The sequence below is a fragment of the Streptomyces sp. NPDC087310 genome (assembly GCF_044744405.1).
GTDB lineage: Bacteria > Actinomycetota > Actinomycetes > Streptomycetales > Streptomycetaceae > Streptomyces.
In genome coordinates this window covers 16,269-32,358 of the sequence record NZ_JBIUYF010000013.1, presented here as the reverse complement: position 1 = coordinate 32,358, position 16,090 = coordinate 16,269, and the positions used below count along the sequence as shown (strand labels likewise).

Sequence of the window (16,090 nt, the reverse complement as noted above, 5' to 3'; positions counted from 1 at the left end):
GAGCCGTCGTACGAGCCTCCGAGGCCGCGTCGTGGAGTCCCGCGACGCGGCCTCGCGGCTCCCCGTCCCCCGTCGGGCTCCCCGCCCCGGGTGGCTCGTCGTCGTACACGGCGCCCGGTGGTGTCGGAGGTCTGACGTAGGCTCGAAGGAGCCGGATCCGATCACCGGGGAGCCACACCGACCATCAGGAACCACGGGGAGGGGCCACAGTGCTCATCGACACCTACGACCGTGTCGCCACGGATCTTCGCGTGTCGCTCACGGACCGGTGCAACCTGCGGTGCACCTACTGCATGCCGGAGGAAGGTCTCCAGTGGCTCACCAAGACCGATCTGCTGACCGACGACGAGATCGTCCGGCTGATCGGGATGGCCGTGACACGCCTGGGCATCGAAGAGGTCCGCTTCACCGGTGGTGAGCCGCTGCTCAGGCCGGGACTCGTCGGGATCGTGGAGCGGTGCGCCGCGCTGGAGCCGCGCCCCAGGATGTCCCTGACCACCAACGGCATCGGCCTCAGGCGTACGGCCGCCGCGCTGAAGGCCGCCGGGCTGGACCGGGTCAATGTCTCGCTCGACACCCTGCGCCCCGACGCCTTCAAGACCCTCACCCGCCGCGACCGGCACCAGGACGTCCTCGACGGGCTGCGCGCGGCCCGTGACGCCGGGCTGACCCCCGTCAAGGTCAATACGGTGCTGATGCCGGGGCTCAACGAGGACGAGGCGCCCGATCTGCTGGCCTGGGCCGTGGAGCACGGCTACGAGCTGCGGTTCATCGAGCAGATGCCCCTCGACGCGCAGCACGGCTGGAAGCGCGACAACATGATCACGGCCGGTGACATCCTGGCCTCGCTGCGCACCCGGTTCACCCTGACCGAGGAGGGCGGGGGCGTACGGGGCTCGGCGCCCGCCGAGCGCTGGCTCGTGGACGGCGGACCGCACCGCGTCGGGGTGATCGCCTCCGTCACCCGCCCCTTCTGCCGCGCCTGCGACCGCACCCGGCTGACCGCCGACGGCCAGGTGCGTACGTGCCTGTTCGCCCGGGAGGAGACGGACCTGCGGGCGGCCCTGCGCTCGGGCGCCCCCGACGAGGAGATAGCCACGCTCTGGAAGCTGGCGATGTGGGGAAAGAAGGCCGGTTCAGGTCTGGACGATCCCGCCTTCCTCCAGCCCGACCGCCCGATGTCAGCCATCGGCGGCTGAACCGTGCTCCTCGCGACCCTCCCACTCCTCCAGGGTCACCACATCCTTGAGGAACCCGCGCACCCCCAGGAACGACGACAGATGCTCGCGGTGCGCGTCGCAGGCCAGCCAGGTCTTGCGGCGCTCCGGCGTGTGCAGCTTGGGGTTGTTCCAGGCGAGGACCCAGACGGCGGCGTCGCGGCAGCCCTTCGCGGAGCAGACCGGCGGCGCGTCGTCATCGGGGGAGTCGGGGGAGCCGGGGGAGCCGGGGGAATCAGGGGAGCCAGGAGCGGGGAAGAGGGGGAAGTTCACCCACCCACCCTAGGGCGTCGCGGTGACGGGCCGCGGTGGTGGCGTTCCCGGTGGTGACGACCCCGAAAAAGGCGACGCCGAGCAGCCACGGGGGGAGCTGCCCGGCGTCGGTCCGTCGCTCCGACGGGGGATGCGGAGCGCTTGCAAAGTATGTCACGGGCAACGGGGTGCCGTGCACCGGAACTTCACGATTGATCTGAGCTTTTCTTGAGGCTTTTCCCGCGTTGTGCGGACGCTGGGAATCCACTCCCGTCGGCGTCCGCCCCCTCACATCACGCCGGTTCGCCTCACGCCGGTTCGCGCGTCGGCGAAGGCCCCTCACCGTACTCCCGGCCGGTGGTCCTGGCACCCGTCTGTGCCGCGCCCGGTGCCGGCGACGCCGCGATCATCGGGGGCAGCATCGGCGCCGCGACGAAAGTGGAGGGCAGCGCGGGGGAGTTCTCCCGGCCCGCGTTGGCGATCACCACCGCCACATAGGGCAGCAGCACCCCGAGGGCGAGCGTCACGATCGCGATCGGCCGCTGCACGTTCCACAGGGCCACCGTCGCGACCACGGCGAGCGTCCGCACACTCATCGAGATCACATACCGGCGCTGCCGGCCACGTACATCCTCGGCCAGTCCCGTACGGGCCCCGGTGATCCGGAAGACCTCCGCGCCGCCCTGTTTCCGCGTCACGCTCCACCCCGATCTCTGCCGCCGGCACTCTCCCGGAACTCTCCCCGGACCGGACACCCTTCACGGTACGCCGACCGTGCGGCGGCCACGAGAGGGGGTCACCCCCCAGCGTGACCGGTGCCCCTCGCCGCCCCGCCGTCACGGCTCGTCGCGCCCCCGTACGGCCGCGTCCGACATGCGCCGTATGGCCGATCGCCACAGAGTGGCCTCATGCGCATATCGCGCCACGTGAGGAGGCGACCATGAGTTGGTTGTGGGTCATCGTTGTGGGCCTGGTGCTCGGCCTGATCGCCAAAGCGATCATCCCCGGCAAGCAGAACATCCCTCTGTGGCTGACGGTTCTGTGCGGCATCCTGGGCAGCGTGCTCGGCAACGCCGTCGCCGGCTGGCTCGGGGTCGCCAACACCAAGGGCATCGACTGGACCCGGCACGTGCTCCAGCTCATCGGGGCCATCATCGTGGTCGCGCTGGTCGCCAAGCTATGGCAGGCGATCCGCGGCAACAGGGGCACGACGGGGACGGGCACACGGGAGAGAATCTGACGGACAGCACCGCGGCCGGGGGCACGGGCCACCGCCCACGCACCCGGCCGCAGCCGTCGTTGCCGTCCCGCGGTCAGCCCGCCGTGACCTCGATCGCGGCCAGGTTCTTCTTCCCGCGGCGGAGCACCAGCCAGCGGCCGTGCAGCAGCTCCGTACGCTCCGGAACCGCCTCGCCGTCCACGACCTTGACGTTGTTCACGTACGCCCCGCCCTCCTTGACGGTGCGCCGCGCCGCCGACTTGCTCGGCGCCAGACCCACCGCGGCGAGCAGATCCACCACCGACGCCAGCTCCGTGACCTCGGCACGCGGCACCTCGGAGAGCGCCGCGCCCAGCGTCGCCTCGTCCAGCCCCGTCAGCTCGCCCTGGCCGAACAGCGCCCGGGACGCGGAGATGACCGCCGCGCACTGCTCCGCGCCGTGCACCAGCGTCGTCAGCTCCTCCGCCAGCGCCCGCTGCGCGGCGCGCGCCTGCGGACGCTCCGCCGTGGCGCGCTCCAGCTCCTCCAGCTCCTCACGGGTCCGGAAGCTGAGGATGCGGCTGTACGCGGAGACGTCACGGTCGTCCACGTTCAGCCAGAACTGGTAGAACGCGTACGGCGTGGTCATCGCCGGGTCGAGCCAGACCGCGCCGCCCTCCGTCTTGCCGAACTTGGTGCCGTCCGCCTTCGTCATCAGCGGCGTCGCCAGCGCGTGCACCTCGGCGCCCGGCTCCAGGCGGTGGATCAGGTCCAGACCGGCGGTGAGATTGCCCCACTGGTCGCTGCCGCCCTGCTGGAGGACACAGCCGTACCGCCGGTACAGCTCCAGGAAGTCCATGGACTGGAGGAGCTGGTAGCTGAACTCGGTGTAGCTGATGCCCTCGTCGGACTCCAGCCGGCGGGCGATCGAGTCCTTCGTCAGCATCCTGTTGACGCGGAAGTGCTTCCCGATGTCCCGCAGGAACTCGATCGCGGACAGACCCGCGGTCCAGTCCAGGTTGTTGACCATGGTCGCCGCGTTCGGCCCCTCGAAGGAGAGGAACGGCTCGATCTGCGACCGCAGCCGCTCCACCCAGCCGGCCACCGTCTCCGGGTCGTTCAGCGTCCGCTCGGCGGTCGGCCGCGGGTCACCGATCTGCCCGGTGGCCCCGCCCACCAGCGCCAGCGGCCGGTGCCCGGCCTGCTGGAGCCTGCGTACGGTCAGCACCTGCACGAGATGGCCCACGTGCAGGCTGGCCGCGGTGGGGTCGAAGCCGCAATAGAACGTGACCGGACCGTCCGCGAGCGCCTTGCGCAGGGCGTCCTCGTCGGTGGACTGGGCGAACAGCCCGCGCCACTTCAGGTCGTCGACGATGTCCGTCACGGTCGTTTCTCTCCTCGGGTGGTGCACACGCGGATGTCTCGGATGTCGTGGATGGTGCGGTGGTGAATCACCAGTCTATGGGGGTCACACACCCTGGCTGACCGAGCTCATGTTGAAGTCCGGGATGCGCAGGGCGGGCATCGCGGCCCGGGTGAACCAGTCGCCCCACTCACGCGGCAGCGTCTTCTCCGTACGGCCGGCCTCCGCGGCCCGCGACAGCAGATCGACCGGCGACTCGTTGAACCGGAAATTGTTCACCTCGCCGACCACCTCGCCGTCCTCGACCAGATAGACGCCGTCCCGGGTCAACCCCGTGAGCAGCAGCGTCGCCGGATCGACCTCGCGGATGTACCAGAGGCAGGTCAGCAGCAGCCCGCGCGAGGTGTTCGCCACCATCTCGTCCAGCGAGCGCTCGCCCCCGCCGTCCAGGATCAGATTGCCGATCCCGGGCGCGACCGGGAGCCCGGTCAGCGCGGCGCTGTGCCGGGTGGAGACGAGCCGGTCCAGCGTGCCGCCGCGCACCCACTCCGTCGGCGCGAGCGGCAGCCCGTTGTCGAAGACGGAGGCGTCGTCGCCGGAGGCGTGCGCGATCACGAACGGCGCGGACTCGAGACCCGGCTCGTACGGGTCGCTGCGCAGCGTGAGCGGCAGCTCGGACAGCTTCTCCCCGACGCGGGTGCCGCCCCCCGGCAGCGAGAAGACCGTACGGCCCTCCACCGCGTCCCGGGCCGCGGACGACCAGAACTGGTAGATCAGCAGATCGGCCACGGCGGTCGGCGGCAGCAGCGTCTCGTACCGCCCGGCGGGCAGCTCCACCTTGCGCTCGGCCCAGGCGAGACGCCGGGCCAGCTCGGCGTCGAGAGCGGCCGGGTCCACATCCTTGAAGTCCCGCGTGGCCCGCCCCGCCCAGGCGGAGCGTGAGCGGTCCGGCGACTTCGCGTTCAGCTCCAGCGTGCCGTTGGGCTGGTCGTGGCGCAGCCGCACCCCCGTCGACGTACCGAGATACGTGGAGGTCAGCTCATGGTTCGCGAAACCGTACAGCTCACGGCCGCCCGCCCGGGCCCGCGCGAAGGACTCCCCGAGCGCCGGCGCGAAGTCCGCGAAGACGGCGGAGGTCGTCTCGACGGGCGCGTCCGTGAAGCCCGCCGACGCCGGACCTGCGGCACCGACCAGCGGCTGCGCGTCCTCGGCGGGCCCGGCCCCCCGCGCGGCGGCCTCGGCCGCCCGTACCAGCGGCTCCAGGTCGTCGGCGGTGACGGCGGAGCGCGACACGACCCCCGAGGCGGTGCCCTGCGCGCCGTCCACGGTCGCGATGACGGTGAGCGTACGGCCCCGGGTGACCCCGTTGGTCGTCAGCGCGTTGCCCGCCCAGCGCAGATTGGCGGAGGACTGCTCGTCGGCGATGACCACGCACCCGTCGGCGGTGGACAGTTCGAGGGCGCGCTCCACGATCTCGTGCGGCCTGCTGACGCGGCTGGTGGGGGGCGTCGGGGAAGTCATCGGCCTGCCTCCTGCGTGGTGTTGAGGATGTTGACGCCGCGGAACAGCGCCGACGGGCAGCCGTGGGAGACCGCCGCCACCTGGCCCGGCTGCGCCTTGCCGCAGTTGAAGGCGCCGCCCAGGACATACGTCTGCGGTCCGCCGACCGCCTCCATCGAGCCCCAGAAGTCCGTGGTCGTCGCCTGGTAGGCGACATCGCGGAGCTGGCCCGCCAGCCTGCCGTTCTCGATCCGGAAGAACCGCTGGCCCGTGAACTGGAAGTTGTAGCGCTGCATGTCGATCGACCACGACCGGTCGCCGACCACATAGATCCCGCGCTCCACCCCGCCGATCAGATCCTCCGTGGCGAGCCCGCCCGGATCCGGCCGCAGCGACACATTGGCCATGCGCTGCACCGGTACGTGCCCCGGCGAGTCGGCGTACGCGCAGCCGTTGGAGCGGCCGAGGCCGGTGAGCTTCGCGATCCGGCGGTCGAGCTGATAGCCCACCAGCGTGCCGTCCTTGACCAGGTCCCACGACTGCGCCTCGACGCCCTCGTCGTCGTACCCGATCGTGGCGAGGCCGTGCTCGGCGGTGCGGTCACCCGTCACATTCATCACGGAGGAGCCGTACGCCAACGTCCCGAGCTGGTCGAAGGTGGCGAAGGACGTCCCCGCGTACGCCGCCTCGTACCCCAGCGCCCGGTCCAGCTCGGTGGCGTGGCCGATCGACTCGTGGATCGTCAGCCACAGGTTGGACGGGTCGACGACCAGGTCGTACGTACCGGCCTCGACGCTCGGCGCGCGCATCTTCTCCGCGAGCAGCCCGGGGATGCGCTCCAGCTCCGCGTCCCAGTCCCAGCCGGTCCCGGTCAGGTACTCCCAGCCCCGGCCGGCCGGCGGCGCGATCGTCCGCATCGAGTCGAACTCGCCGCTCTTGCCGTCGACCGCGACCGCCGTGAGCTGCGGATGCAACCGCACGCGCTGCTGCGTGGTGACGGTGCCCGCCGTGTCCGCGTAGAACTTGTTCTCGTGGACGGTGAGCAGCGAGGCGTCCACATGCGCCACGCCCTCCGCCCGCAGCAGCCGCGCGCTCCACTCGGCGAGCAGCCCGCTCTTCTCCTCGTCGGGCACGGTGAACGGATCGATCTCGTACGCCGACACCCAGGTCTTCTCGGCGTGCACCGGCTCCTCGGCCAGCTCCACCCGCTCGTCGGACCCCGCCGCCGCGATCACCTTCGCGGACAGCTTCGCCATCGCCACGGCCTGCCCGGCGACCCGCGCCGCCGCGTCCATGGTCAGATCCACCCCGGACGCGAACCCCCAGGCCCCGCCGTGCACCACCCGGACCGCGTAGCCGAGATCCGTGGTGTCCGACGACCCGGCGGGCTTCCCGTCCCGCAGCCGCCAGGCCGCGCCGCGCACCCGCTCGAACCGGAAATCCGCGTGCTGGGCACCGAGCGCCCGCGCCCGCGCGAGCGCCGCGTCGGCGAGCGCCCGCAGCGGCAGCGCCAGGAACGACTGATCTACCTCGTGGGGCACGTGCTGCTCTCCTTCTCGCATCCTTCTCGCGCTCTTGAGTACTGGTGATACGGAGTGAACCATGCCGTGCGGGGCCGGACGCGGGCCACCCGTTTCCGATGTCCTGAATGGGCACGTAGCAGTAGGCTGATCACTTCCCGTGGCCGCTGATCGCTTCCCGTGGCCAGGGAGCCGCGTCACCGGAGCCGATGCCGAGGCACGCCCGGCGGCCGGCGGCCGGCCAGGAGCGTACTGCGCACAGCGCGGACGGCCATCCCCAATTCTCGGGATACTCCCGGGCCTTCCTCCGGGCCACCCTCATAGTCACCAGGCGCTCGCGCGTGACATCGCACGCACGTCAACGCGCTCTGGCACAGAGGGCGGTTCCGCCCTGGAAGGGGAAGAGAAAGATGACACCCAAGAAGCTGGAACAGGTGACCGGGGCCGATGGCGTGATCACGGTCAACGCGAGTCGGGCTCCCGACGTGGCGTCCGCCGCGGCCGCCACGGGCGCGTGGTGGGCCTTCTTCACCGCGCACCGCATCTTCAACCTGCGGGTCAACATCCCCGGCGCCGTACCCGGGAACCTGGTGTTCGCGTCCCTGACGGAGTGCGCGGCCGGCAGCAACACCCCGTTCCTGGGGTCGGCGACCATGCACACCTACAACGTCGTTCCCGGCAACGGCCTGGTGACGATCCGAGGCGAGATCGACTGGGACACCGATCTCCTCACCCGCGTCAGCCTGTACTTCGGCTGAGAGCGGCGGGCCGGGCGGCATGCCCTTCACGGGTGTGCCGCCCGCGCCCACCTGAAGTCCCCGCGTTGTCAGGTGTGTTCGGAATCAGACGCGCGACGAAGGCTTCTCGTCTCCCCTGCCATTCACTCGGTCGGATGAACATGGGCGGGTAACCAATTCAGGCGGGAATTGCGGCCGATACGGTCGGCCGCATGCCAGCAGATCCGGGCGTGCCCTTGCGTCGGCTGATCAGCGCCGTCGCCGACGGGGTGACGAGAGAATCGATGGGCGAGTTGGTCTCTCGCGAGGTGGCGCTGTGGGTGCCGCACGACGCGCTGAACCTGGTCGGGCTGGATCCCCTGTCGGGCACGGTTTCCTTCGGCTTCTGGCATCGGTATCCGTGGGATCTGGCGCGGGCGCAAATGCTCAACGCCTTTCTCGGGGACGACGCGCTGCGGCCGATCGATCTCGCCCGGCGCCAGGTACCGGTCGGAATGGTGTGCGCCGAGAGCCACGGCCGGGCGGAACGGGGGCGGGCGGGGAGCATCCTGTCCGCGCACGGGGTCACCTGCGAACTGCGGTTGCTGCTGCGCGACGGCCCGAACCTGTGGGGGGTTCTCTGCCTGTTCCGGGAGGCGGGCCGTCCGGTGTTCGGGGCGGACGACGCCGATCGGCTCGTACGTCTCTCCCCGTTGCTCTCCGCCGCTCTGCGCGGGTATGTGAGAGCAGGGCGGGCGCCGGCCGGACCGGCGCTGCCGTCGGGGGTGATCGTGGTCGGCGGCGACCACGTCGTACGGGGGGTCACCGCCCAGGCCAGGGCCTGGCTCGCGGAGTTGCGGGACGCCGGGGTCTCGGACTGGTTGTTCGCCCCGGAGGGGGCCGCGGTGGCACTGGCCGCCGCGACATCGCCCGCCCCGGACCCACCGTCCGGTGCGCGTCCGATGATCTGTGTGCCCGCGGCCCACGCCGGGCGGTGGGTCGCCCTACAGGCCCAGCCCTTCGAGGGCGGGGGCGGCGCGGACGTGGCTGTCGTGGTCCAGGCCGCCACCGGAGAGCTGCTGCTGCCCGCCTTCGCCGCCTGGTACGGGCTCACGCCACGCGAACGGTGCGTCGTCGGTCATCTCCGGGACGGGCTGGCGCAGAAGCAGATCGCGCATCGGCTCGGTCTGTCGCCCTACACCGTCAGTGATCACCTGAAAGCGGTCTTCCGTAAGACGAACACCCACGGCCGGGACGAACTCATGGCGATCCTGGGCGGCGGGTGACCCCTCACCCCGGTGACCCCTCGCTGCGGTGAGGGGTCACTTCGGTGACGCCTCACTCCGGCTGTCCGGCTGTCGGGATTCTTTCCGGGCTGTACGGCGGGGGAGTGAGCCCGTACAGCATCGGCCGGAGGCCCGTTTCTGTAGGGACCCGACAGGGACCGCACCGAGGCCCTGTCAGGGGCCGATTCCCCGCGGGCCGGGTGGGACCTATAGGTTTTCAGGGGTACCAGACCCCTTGAGGAAAGGCTGATCCGTTGAGCCGCTCGGTTCTCGTCACCGGAGGAAACCGGGGCATCGGCCTCGCCATCGCCCGTGCCTTCGCCGACAACGGCGACAAGGTCGCCATCACCTACCGCTCCGGCGAGCCGCCGCAAGCGCTCACGGAGCTGGGCTGCCTGGCGGTCCGCTGCGACATCACCGACAGCGAGCAGGTGGAGCAGGCATACAAGGAGATCGAGGAGAAGCACGGTCCCGTGGAGGTGCTGGTGGCCAACGCCGGCATCACCAAGGACCAGTTGCTGATGCGGATGTCCGAGGAGGACTTCGCGTCCGTGCTCGACACCAACCTCACCGGCACCTTCCGCGTCGTCAAGCGCGCCAACCGCGCGATGCTGCGCGCCAAGAAGGGCCGGGTCGTCCTGATCTCGTCCGTGGTCGGGCTGCTCGGTTCGGCGGGGCAGGCGAACTACGCCGCGTCCAAGGCCGGTCTGGTCGGGTTCGCCCGGTCCCTCGCCCGTGAGCTGGGTTCGCGGAACATCACCTTCAATGTCGTCGCGCCCGGCTTCGTCGACACCGACATGACGAAGGTACTCACCGACGAGCAGCGCGCGGGCATCGTCTCGCAGGTGCCGCTCGGCCGTTATGCGCAGCCGGAGGAGATCGCCGCGACGGTGCGGTTCCTCGCCTCCGACGACGCCTCGTACATCACTGGAGCCGTCATTCCCGTTGACGGCGGATTGGGCATGGGTCACTGATCACATGAGTGGAATCCTCGCCGGCAAGCGCATTCTCGTGACGGGCGTCCTCACCGAGGGCTCCATCGCGTTCCACGCCGCCAAGGTGGCACAGAACGAGGGCGCCGAGGTCATCCTCACCGGCTTCGGCAGGCTCACGCTCGTCGAGCGCATCGCCAAGCGGCTGCCCAAGCCCGCCCCGGTCATCGAGCTGGACGTCACCAACCAGGAGCACCTGGACGGGCTGGCCGACAAGATCCGTGAGCTCCAGGGCGAGGGCGCCGGGATCGACGGCATCGTGCACTCGATCGCCTTCGGCCCGCAGGGCGCCTTCAACTTCCTGGAGGGGAGCTGGGAGGACGTCTCCACGGCGGTGCACGTCTCCGCGTACTCCCTGAAGTCGCTCACCATGGCCTGCCTGCCGCTGATGGAGCGCGGCGGCTCGGTCGTCGGGCTCACCTTCGACGCGCAGTTCGCCTGGCCCAAGTACGACTGGATGGGCGTCGCCAAGGCGGCCCTGGAGTCCACCAACCGCTACCTCGCGCGTGACCTGGGCGAGCGGAACATCCGCTGCAACCTGATCTCGGCCGGTCCGCTCAAGTCGATGGCGGCCAAGTCGATCCCGGGCTTCGAGACCTTCGCGGATGTCTGGAACGAGCGTGCCGCGATCGACTGGGACCTCTCGGACCCGGAGCCGGCCGGCCGCGGTGTCGTCGCCCTGCTGTCGGACTTCTTCCCGAAGACGACCGGCGAGATCGTCCACGTCGACGGTGGCGTGCACATGATGGGTGCCTGACACCCTCGGCAGCACTGAGAAGGCCGCGCGTTCCCTTTCGGAGCGCGCGGCCTTCTTGTTCCCCCGTCCGCCCGCTGCTCCTCCCCGAGTCGAAAAGAGCGGCGCTTCCCCGCACACTGGGCGGGACGGCTCATGACGGGGCTGTCCCTACGGCTCTTCCGCCGGGGGAGGAGGGGTCCGTATGCGTCCGCGGCGCCACCGTACGGCCGCTCTCGTGGCGGCCACGCTGATCGCCTCGGCGTTCGCGGTCGCCGCCGACCGCCCCGGCCGGGACCGCCCGGCCCCCGACCGCTTCCACGCCACCTGCCGTACGGACATCCAGGGCTCCCGCGCCGTCGCGTACTGCCACAACCCGTACCCCGAGACGGACCGGGTCCGGCTGCACGTGGACTGCGCGCGCTGGTGGGACATCGACGCCGTCGGCGCGCCCGTGGACATCAGGGCCGCCGGGTACGTCCGGCTCGCCGACCGGTGCTGGAAGGAGATCAGGTCGGTACGGGTCAGCCACACACGTCCGTGACCAGGCAGTGCCGGGTGTAGCTCGCCGCCTCGGCCGCCGCCGTCTCCGCGTCCCCCGCCCGGATCGCCACCACCAGCCGCGCGTGGTCCATGTGGTTCTCGGGGCGCAGCTCCCGGCCCACGTCGTCCCGCAGCCAGTCGCGCAGGAGATGGCCCAGATCCGCGTAGAGCGCGGTCAGCACGTCGTTGTGCGACGCCGCGACGACCGCGAGATGCAGCGTCGCGTCAGCCGTCACGAAACGGTCCGCGTCCCCCGCGGCCCATGCCTCCTCGCGTCGCGCGAGGAGCGTGTCGAGCTGCCGCAGATCGCGTTCCGTACGGCGCTGGGCGGCCAGCCGCGCGGCCGACGACTCCAGCGTGGAACGCAGCTCGGCGATGTGCACCGGGTCGGCCCCGGCGAATCTGCGGTGCATCACCCCGGCCAGCTCGCTGGTCGCGACGACATACGTCCCCGAGCCCTGCCGGATGGCCAGCAGCCCGTTGTGGGCGAGCGCGCGGACCGCCTCGCGGACGGTGTTGCGGGCCACCCCGAGCTGTTCGACCAGCTCGGGCTCGGTCGGGATGCGTGAGCCCACCGGCCACGCGCCCGACGTGATCTGGTTCCGCAGCTCGGTGATCACCTGATCGGAGAGCGCGGAGCGCCGGGGAGAGGTCAGTGCCATGGTGCTCCTGGTCTCAGGGAGGGTCTCGGGGAGGGGCTCGGGGAGGGACAGCGTCCGCAGGAGGACGGCGTCCCTGCGGATGGACAGTAAAACATCCCATCATTCTATGATGGCCCCATGTCCGACGAGCCGCACACCTCTCTCCACCCGCAGACCCGGCGCATACCGGCGTCCGCGCCCACCGCCCTTTCCGTCCCCGCCACGCCTTCCGTCCCCACCGCGCCGACAGCGCCGTCGTCGACAGCGCCGTCGGCGAAGTGGCGCACCCGGCTCCTGGTCGCCGGGCTCGTCCTCGCCGCCCTCAACCTCCGCCCCGCCATCACCAGCCTCGGCGCCCTCCTCGAAGAGGTACGGGACGGGCTGCACATGAGCGGCACCCTCGCGGGCGTCCTCACCTCCGTGCCGCCGCTCTGCTTCGCCGTCTTCGGCTTCGCCGCGCCCCGGCTGGCGCGGCGCTTCGGCCCCGGCGCCGTCGTCCTCGCCGGGATGGTGGCGATCACCGCGGGTGTGGCGCTCCGCCCGTTCGCCGGCGGTACGGCCGGCTTCCTCGCCGCCAGCGCCTTCGCGCTCATGGGGATCGCCGTCAGCAATGTGCTGATGCCGGTGATCGTCAAGCGCGACTTCCCCGACCGGGTCGGCACCATGACCGGCCTGTACTCCATGGGACTGGCGCTCGGCACCGCCGCGGCGGCCGCCGTGACCGTCCCCATGACCCAGGCGCTCGGCGGCAGTTGGCGTACCGGGCTGGGCGTCTGGGCGGTGCTCGCCGCCGTGGCCGTACTGCCGTGGATCGTCCTGGCGCGCGACCGTTCGGCGACCGCCGCCGGCTCCCCGGCCCCGGCCCCGGCTCCGTCTGCGGCTACGGACGCGACCGGGGCGCCGGGCGGCAGCGGTGGCGCGCCCGGTCTCCGGCTCGGGCGCAGCCGTACGGCCTGGGCGCTCGCCTGTTTCTTCGGCCTCCAGGCCACCGGCGCGTACATCACCATGGGCTGGATGCCGCAGATCTTCCGGGACGCAGGGGTCCCGGCGGGCACGGCGGGGCTGCTGCTCGCCGTGATCATGGCGATGGGTGTGCCGCTGGCCTTCGTGATCCCCCGGGTGGCCACCCGTATGACCAACCAGGGGCCGATCGTCGTCGCCCTCGGGCTCTGCGGGCTGACCGCCTACGCCGGGCTGTATCTCGCGCCGGTCGGGGGAGCGTGGGTCTGGGCCGTGCTGCTGGGCGTCTCGAACTGCGCGTTCCCGCTGGCCCTCACCATGATCGGCCTGCGGTCGAGGACCGGCGCCGGCGTCGGACGCCTCTCCGCCTTCGCCCAGAGCACCGGCTATCTGATCTCGATCCCAGGACCCGTGCTGGTGGGAATGGTGTACGAGTACTCCGGCGGCTGGGGGCTGCCGATCGCGCTGATGGCCGGGTTCCTCGTACCGCAGATGGCGATGGGCGTCATCGCGGGGCGGGACCGGACGATCGAGGACGAGACGCGGATGCGAGACTGACCGCATGCCAGTCCTTGACCCGAACCCCCAGAACGGCCAGCGGAAACTGCTGCTCGTCTTCGGCACGATCATCGGCATCATGGTGATCATCAGCATCGTCGCCACCATCGCCAGCCCCTGACCGTCCGCCGTGACGCCCCGGGGTGGGGCTAGCCCCCCATCCCCTAGGGGGCCTGGGTCAGGGTCAAGTGGGTGGGTCACCGGATGGGAACCGGGCCCCGTGATCCGTAGCGTGGAAGCATCACGGGTCGCAGACCCATTTCACCGACTCCCGGAGGCGGCCATGCCGGCCCGTACCCACTCCCGGCTCCACTCCCCGGCCTCCTCCGGCAGCGTCGACACCCGGCTGCCGTGGTGGTCAGTCGCCCTGCCCGCCATAGCCTTCGTGGTCCTGTTCCTGCTGATGACGGACCCCGGGCAGGCGCATGCCGCGACCACCGACCCCACGGTCGGCAGGATCCTTGAGCACCTGCATCTGAGCCTGGCCCGGTAGTACCGGTCAGCGGCGGCGGTGCCGTTCACCCGTGCCGGGTGAGCACGTCAACACCCTGCGCCCGCTGGCTCATTTCATGCGAAGCTGGGAAGCATGAGCGTCGAAACACCCCGCAGGATCGTCCTCCTCCGGCACGCGAAGGCCGACTGGCCTGACGTGGCCGACCACGACAGGCCGCTCGCCGACCGGGGCCGTGCGGATGCCCCCATCGCCGGCCGTGAGCTGGCCGCGACGGGTATCGCCTTCGATCTGGCTCTCTGCTCGACCGCGGCCAGAACGCGAGAGACCTGGAAACTCGCGGTGGCCGAGCTGCCGCAGCGCCCCAGGACCGTCTACGAGGACCGGCTCTACGATGCATCCCTCGGCGAGCTGATCGCCGTCGTCAACGAGGTCCCCGACGACGTGCGCGACCTCCTTCTCGTCGGCCACAACCCGGGTACGCACGCCCTCGCGGACGCCCTCGCGGGTTCCTCGGAGGGCGACGCCCTCGCGCGGATGAACAGCAGCGGCTTCCCCACCGCGGCTCTCGCCGTCCTCGCGTTCGACGGCACCTGGAAGTCGGTCGAGCACGGCGTGGCCAAGCTCGTCGAGTTCTGGACGCCGCGGGGCTGACCGGCGGCGTACCCACGGACGGAGAAGGCCCCGGCGGGGAGCCCGGCGTGTTCGCCGGATCCCCACCGGGGCCTTCTTTCATCCTTGTTCTTTGATCTTTGTACGTACGTCTTCGTTCTCCGCCGCGCGGGTCAGCCCGCCCGGCCGTCCAGCGGGGCCGGCTCGACCGGCTCTTCGAGGCCGTCCTCACCGTCCGCGATCTCGACCTCTTCCCGGGTGATGCCCAGCAGATAGAGCACGGTGTCCAGGAACGGTACGTTCACCGCCGTGTGGGCGGCCTTGCGGACCACCGGCTTGGCGTTGAAGGCCACCCCGAGTCCGGCCGCGTTCAGCATGTCGAGATCGTTCGCGCCGTCGCCGATGGCCACCGTCTGCGCCAGCGGCACCCCGGCCTCGGCCGCGAACCGGCGCAGCAGCCGGGCCTTGCCCGCCCGGTCGACGATCTCGCCCACGACCCGTCCCGTGAGCTTGCCGTCCACGATCTCCAGGGTGTTGGCGGCGGCGAAGTCCAGCCCGAGCTGCACCTGGAGGGCGTCGGTGACCTGGGTGAATCCGCCGGAGACCACGCCCACCTGGTAGCCGAGCCGCTTGAGCGTACGGACCAGGGTGCGGGCACCGGGGGTGAGCCGTACCTCGGCCCGTACCTTCTCCACCACCGACGCGTCGAGCCCGGCCAGCAGCGCCACCCGGGCGTGCAGGGACTGCTCGAAGTCCAGCTCGCCGAGCATGGCCCGGGCGGTCACCTCGGCGACCTCGGCCTCACAGCCGGCGTGCGCCGCGAACAGCTCGATGACCTCGTCCTGGATCAGGGTCGAGTCCACGTCCATGACCACCAGCCGCTGGGCCCGGCGGTGCAGTCCGGCCGAGATGACGGCGACATCCACCCCGATCTCGGCCGCCTCGGTGGCGAGAGCGGTGCGCAGCGGTTCGGTCTCCACACCGGACACGGCGAACTCGACCGCCGTGACCGGGTACTTCGCGAGCCGGAAGATCCGGTCGATGTTGCCGCCGGTCCCGGTGATGCTGGCGGCTATGGCCGCCGTCGACTCGGCGGTCAGCGGGTTTCCGAGGACGGTGACATGGGAACGGCCGCTGCCGCGCGGGCGGTTGTCGCCCGTGCCGGAGATGATCTCGGCCTGGAGTTTGAGGGATTCGGTCCAACTGTGCACGGTGGACCGCAGCTCGCCCTCGCTGGTGCCGCCCGCGGTCGGCGCGGTGACGAGTACGCACAGGACGATACGGCCACGGGTGACGACCTGCTCGATGTCGATCACGTCGACGGAGAAGGCGGCGAGGGTGTCGAAGAGCCCGGCGGTGATCCCCGGGCGGTCTTTCCCGAAGATCTTGACGAGGAGGGTCGGGACGTCGGAGTGCAGACGGGGCTGAGATGCGCTCATGGTGGTTCCACCGTATCGGGCGAGGCGCGGAAACCGGCCAGCCGTCCCGCGTACCGGACAGCGATCATGGGGTGATAGAGGGGGTGACCTGCGGGTACGGTGCGTCGCC

The 16,090-nt window shown here is 71.1% G+C and carries 18 protein-coding genes; 11 read left to right on the top strand and 7 right to left on the bottom strand.

From position 1 onward, the window contains the following. Positions 1–209: 209 nt before the first annotated feature. A complete protein-coding gene (gene moaA, locus ACIO3P_RS36680) occupies positions 210–1,199 on the top strand; it encodes a GTP 3',8-cyclase MoaA (protein ID WP_329826269.1) in 990 nt (329 codons plus the stop codon). Here the strand turns inward: moaA and ACIO3P_RS36675 are convergent. Together ACIO3P_RS36675 and ACIO3P_RS36670 are read right to left on the bottom strand one after the other, a co-directional pair. Beyond that, entirely contained in the window at positions 1,182–1,490 is a 309-nt protein-coding gene (locus ACIO3P_RS36675) for a hypothetical protein (RefSeq protein WP_329826270.1), read from the bottom strand. The two genes, moaA and ACIO3P_RS36675, sit on opposite strands and share 18 nt — an antisense overlap. A 287-nt stretch (positions 1,491–1,777) precedes the next feature. Then, positions 1,778–2,167 (bottom strand): DUF3099 domain-containing protein, encoded by a 390-nt coding sequence (locus ACIO3P_RS36670; protein WP_329826271.1) that lies wholly within the window; start codon positions 2,165–2,167, stop codon positions 1,778–1,780. Positions 2,168–2,409: 242 nt separating this feature from the next. Here ACIO3P_RS36670 and ACIO3P_RS36665 point away from each other — a divergent pair, with 242 nt between their 5' ends. Beyond that, positions 2,410–2,709: a GlsB/YeaQ/YmgE family stress response membrane protein gene (locus tag ACIO3P_RS36665; protein ID WP_329826272.1), complete on the top strand. Its 300-nt coding sequence runs from the start codon at positions 2,410–2,412 to the stop codon at positions 2,707–2,709. Between the two features lie 73 nt (positions 2,710–2,782). Here the strand turns inward: ACIO3P_RS36665 and tyrS are convergent, their stop codons facing one another. The 3 genes from tyrS to ACIO3P_RS36650 all read right to left on the bottom strand — a co-directional run bounded on the left by tyrS (position 2,783) and on the right by ACIO3P_RS36650 (position 7,071). Next, complete coding sequence (gene tyrS / locus ACIO3P_RS36660) at positions 2,783–4,051, bottom strand: tyrosine--tRNA ligase (RefSeq protein WP_401787690.1); 1,269 nt, start codon at positions 4,049–4,051, stop codon at positions 2,783–2,785. Positions 4,052–4,135: 84 nt separating this feature from the next. Beyond that, positions 4,136–5,551 (bottom strand): metallopeptidase TldD-related protein, encoded by a 1,416-nt coding sequence (locus tag ACIO3P_RS36655; RefSeq protein WP_401850213.1) that lies wholly within the window; start codon positions 5,549–5,551, stop codon positions 4,136–4,138. Further along, positions 5,548–7,071, bottom strand: coding sequence for a TldD/PmbA family protein (locus tag ACIO3P_RS36650; protein ID WP_329826275.1), 1,524 nt, complete (start codon positions 7,069–7,071; stop codon positions 5,548–5,550). Before ACIO3P_RS36650 ends, ACIO3P_RS36655 begins: the two co-directional genes overlap by 4 nt. A gap of 389 nt (positions 7,072–7,460) precedes the next feature. Between ACIO3P_RS36650 and ACIO3P_RS36645 the strand changes: the two genes are divergently transcribed. The 5 genes from ACIO3P_RS36645 (at position 7,461) to ACIO3P_RS36625 (ending at position 11,321) form a co-directional block, all read left to right on the top strand. Next, complete coding sequence (locus tag ACIO3P_RS36645; protein ID WP_329826276.1) at positions 7,461–7,808, top strand: hypothetical protein; 348 nt, start codon at positions 7,461–7,463, stop codon at positions 7,806–7,808. 191 nt (positions 7,809–7,999) lie between these two features. Beyond that, the gene (locus ACIO3P_RS36640; protein WP_329826277.1) at positions 8,000–9,052 is read left to right on the top strand and encodes a helix-turn-helix transcriptional regulator; all 1,053 of its coding nucleotides are present in this window, start codon (positions 8,000–8,002) and stop codon (positions 9,050–9,052) included. A 254-nt stretch (positions 9,053–9,306) separates the two neighbouring features. Beyond that, entirely contained in the window at positions 9,307–10,026 is a 720-nt protein-coding gene (gene fabG, locus ACIO3P_RS36635; protein WP_329826278.1) for a 3-oxoacyl-[acyl-carrier-protein] reductase, read from the top strand. A 4-nt stretch (positions 10,027–10,030) separates the two neighbouring features. Beyond that, positions 10,031–10,801, top strand: coding sequence for an enoyl-ACP reductase FabI (gene fabI / locus ACIO3P_RS36630; RefSeq protein WP_329826279.1), 771 nt, complete (start codon positions 10,031–10,033; stop codon positions 10,799–10,801). Between the two features lie 181 nt (positions 10,802–10,982). Further along, the gene (locus ACIO3P_RS36625; RefSeq protein ID WP_329826280.1) at positions 10,983–11,321 is read left to right on the top strand and encodes a hypothetical protein; all 339 of its coding nucleotides are present in this window, start codon (positions 10,983–10,985) and stop codon (positions 11,319–11,321) included. On the opposite strand, the gene ACIO3P_RS36620 is transcribed toward ACIO3P_RS36625, so the two are convergent. Continuing rightward, complete coding sequence (locus tag ACIO3P_RS36620) at positions 11,302–11,982, bottom strand: FadR/GntR family transcriptional regulator (protein ID WP_329826281.1); 681 nt, start codon at positions 11,980–11,982, stop codon at positions 11,302–11,304. The genes ACIO3P_RS36625 and ACIO3P_RS36620 overlap by 20 nt on opposite strands. Positions 11,983–12,099: 117 nt before the next feature. On the opposite strand from ACIO3P_RS36620, the gene ACIO3P_RS36615 reads away from it, so the two are divergent. The 4 genes from ACIO3P_RS36615 (at position 12,100) to ACIO3P_RS36600 (ending at position 14,584) form a co-directional block, all read left to right on the top strand. Then, positions 12,100–13,479 (top strand): CynX/NimT family MFS transporter, encoded by a 1,380-nt coding sequence (locus ACIO3P_RS36615; protein ID WP_401850211.1) that lies wholly within the window; start codon positions 12,100–12,102, stop codon positions 13,477–13,479. A 4-nt stretch (positions 13,480–13,483) separates the two neighbouring features. Then, positions 13,484–13,600, top strand: a complete 117-nt coding sequence (locus ACIO3P_RS36610; protein WP_267899034.1) for an SGM_5486 family transporter-associated protein — start codon at positions 13,484–13,486, stop codon at positions 13,598–13,600. 162 nt (positions 13,601–13,762) lie between these two features. Continuing rightward, positions 13,763–13,972, top strand: coding sequence for a hypothetical protein (locus ACIO3P_RS36605; protein WP_329826283.1), 210 nt, complete (start codon positions 13,763–13,765; stop codon positions 13,970–13,972). A 93-nt stretch (positions 13,973–14,065) separates the two neighbouring features. Further along, a complete protein-coding gene (locus ACIO3P_RS36600) occupies positions 14,066–14,584 on the top strand; it encodes a histidine phosphatase family protein (protein ID WP_329826284.1) in 519 nt (172 codons plus the stop codon). 131 nt (positions 14,585–14,715) lie between these two features. Here ACIO3P_RS36600 and serB read toward each other — a convergent pair whose 3' ends face one another. After that, complete coding sequence (serB, locus tag ACIO3P_RS36595; RefSeq protein WP_329826285.1) at positions 14,716–15,981, bottom strand: phosphoserine phosphatase SerB; 1,266 nt, start codon at positions 15,979–15,981, stop codon at positions 14,716–14,718. Between the last annotated feature and the right edge of the window lie 109 nt (positions 15,982–16,090).

What these genes read in the sequence shown, in the direction of transcription:
- ACIO3P_RS36665 (WP_329826272.1), top strand. Translation starts at nt 2,410, where the DNA reads ATGAGTTGGTTGTGGGTCATCGTTGTGGGCCTGGTGCTCGGCCTGATC.
- ACIO3P_RS36655 (WP_401850213.1), bottom strand. Translation starts at nt 5,551, where the DNA reads ATGACTTCCCCGACGCCCCCCACCAGCCGCGTCAGCAGGCCGCACGAG.
- ACIO3P_RS36645 (WP_329826276.1), top strand. Translation starts at nt 7,461, where the DNA reads ATGACACCCAAGAAGCTGGAACAGGTGACCGGGGCCGATGGCGTGATC.
- ACIO3P_RS36640 (WP_329826277.1), top strand. Translation starts at nt 8,000, where the DNA reads ATGCCAGCAGATCCGGGCGTGCCCTTGCGTCGGCTGATCAGCGCCGTC.
- fabI (WP_329826279.1), top strand. Translation starts at nt 10,031, where the DNA reads ATGAGTGGAATCCTCGCCGGCAAGCGCATTCTCGTGACGGGCGTCCTC.
- ACIO3P_RS36625 (WP_329826280.1), top strand. Translation starts at nt 10,983, where the DNA reads ATGCGTCCGCGGCGCCACCGTACGGCCGCTCTCGTGGCGGCCACGCTG.
- ACIO3P_RS36620 (WP_329826281.1), bottom strand. Translation starts at nt 11,982, where the DNA reads ATGGCACTGACCTCTCCCCGGCGCTCCGCGCTCTCCGATCAGGTGATC.
- ACIO3P_RS36615 (WP_401850211.1), top strand. Translation starts at nt 12,100, where the DNA reads ATGTCCGACGAGCCGCACACCTCTCTCCACCCGCAGACCCGGCGCATA.
- ACIO3P_RS36610 (WP_267899034.1), top strand. Translation starts at nt 13,484, where the DNA reads ATGCCAGTCCTTGACCCGAACCCCCAGAACGGCCAGCGGAAACTGCTG.
- ACIO3P_RS36605 (WP_329826283.1), top strand. Translation starts at nt 13,763, where the DNA reads ATGCCGGCCCGTACCCACTCCCGGCTCCACTCCCCGGCCTCCTCCGGC.
- ACIO3P_RS36600 (WP_329826284.1), top strand. Translation starts at nt 14,066, where the DNA reads ATGAGCGTCGAAACACCCCGCAGGATCGTCCTCCTCCGGCACGCGAAG.
- serB (WP_329826285.1), bottom strand. Translation starts at nt 15,981, where the DNA reads ATGAGCGCATCTCAGCCCCGTCTGCACTCCGACGTCCCGACCCTCCTC.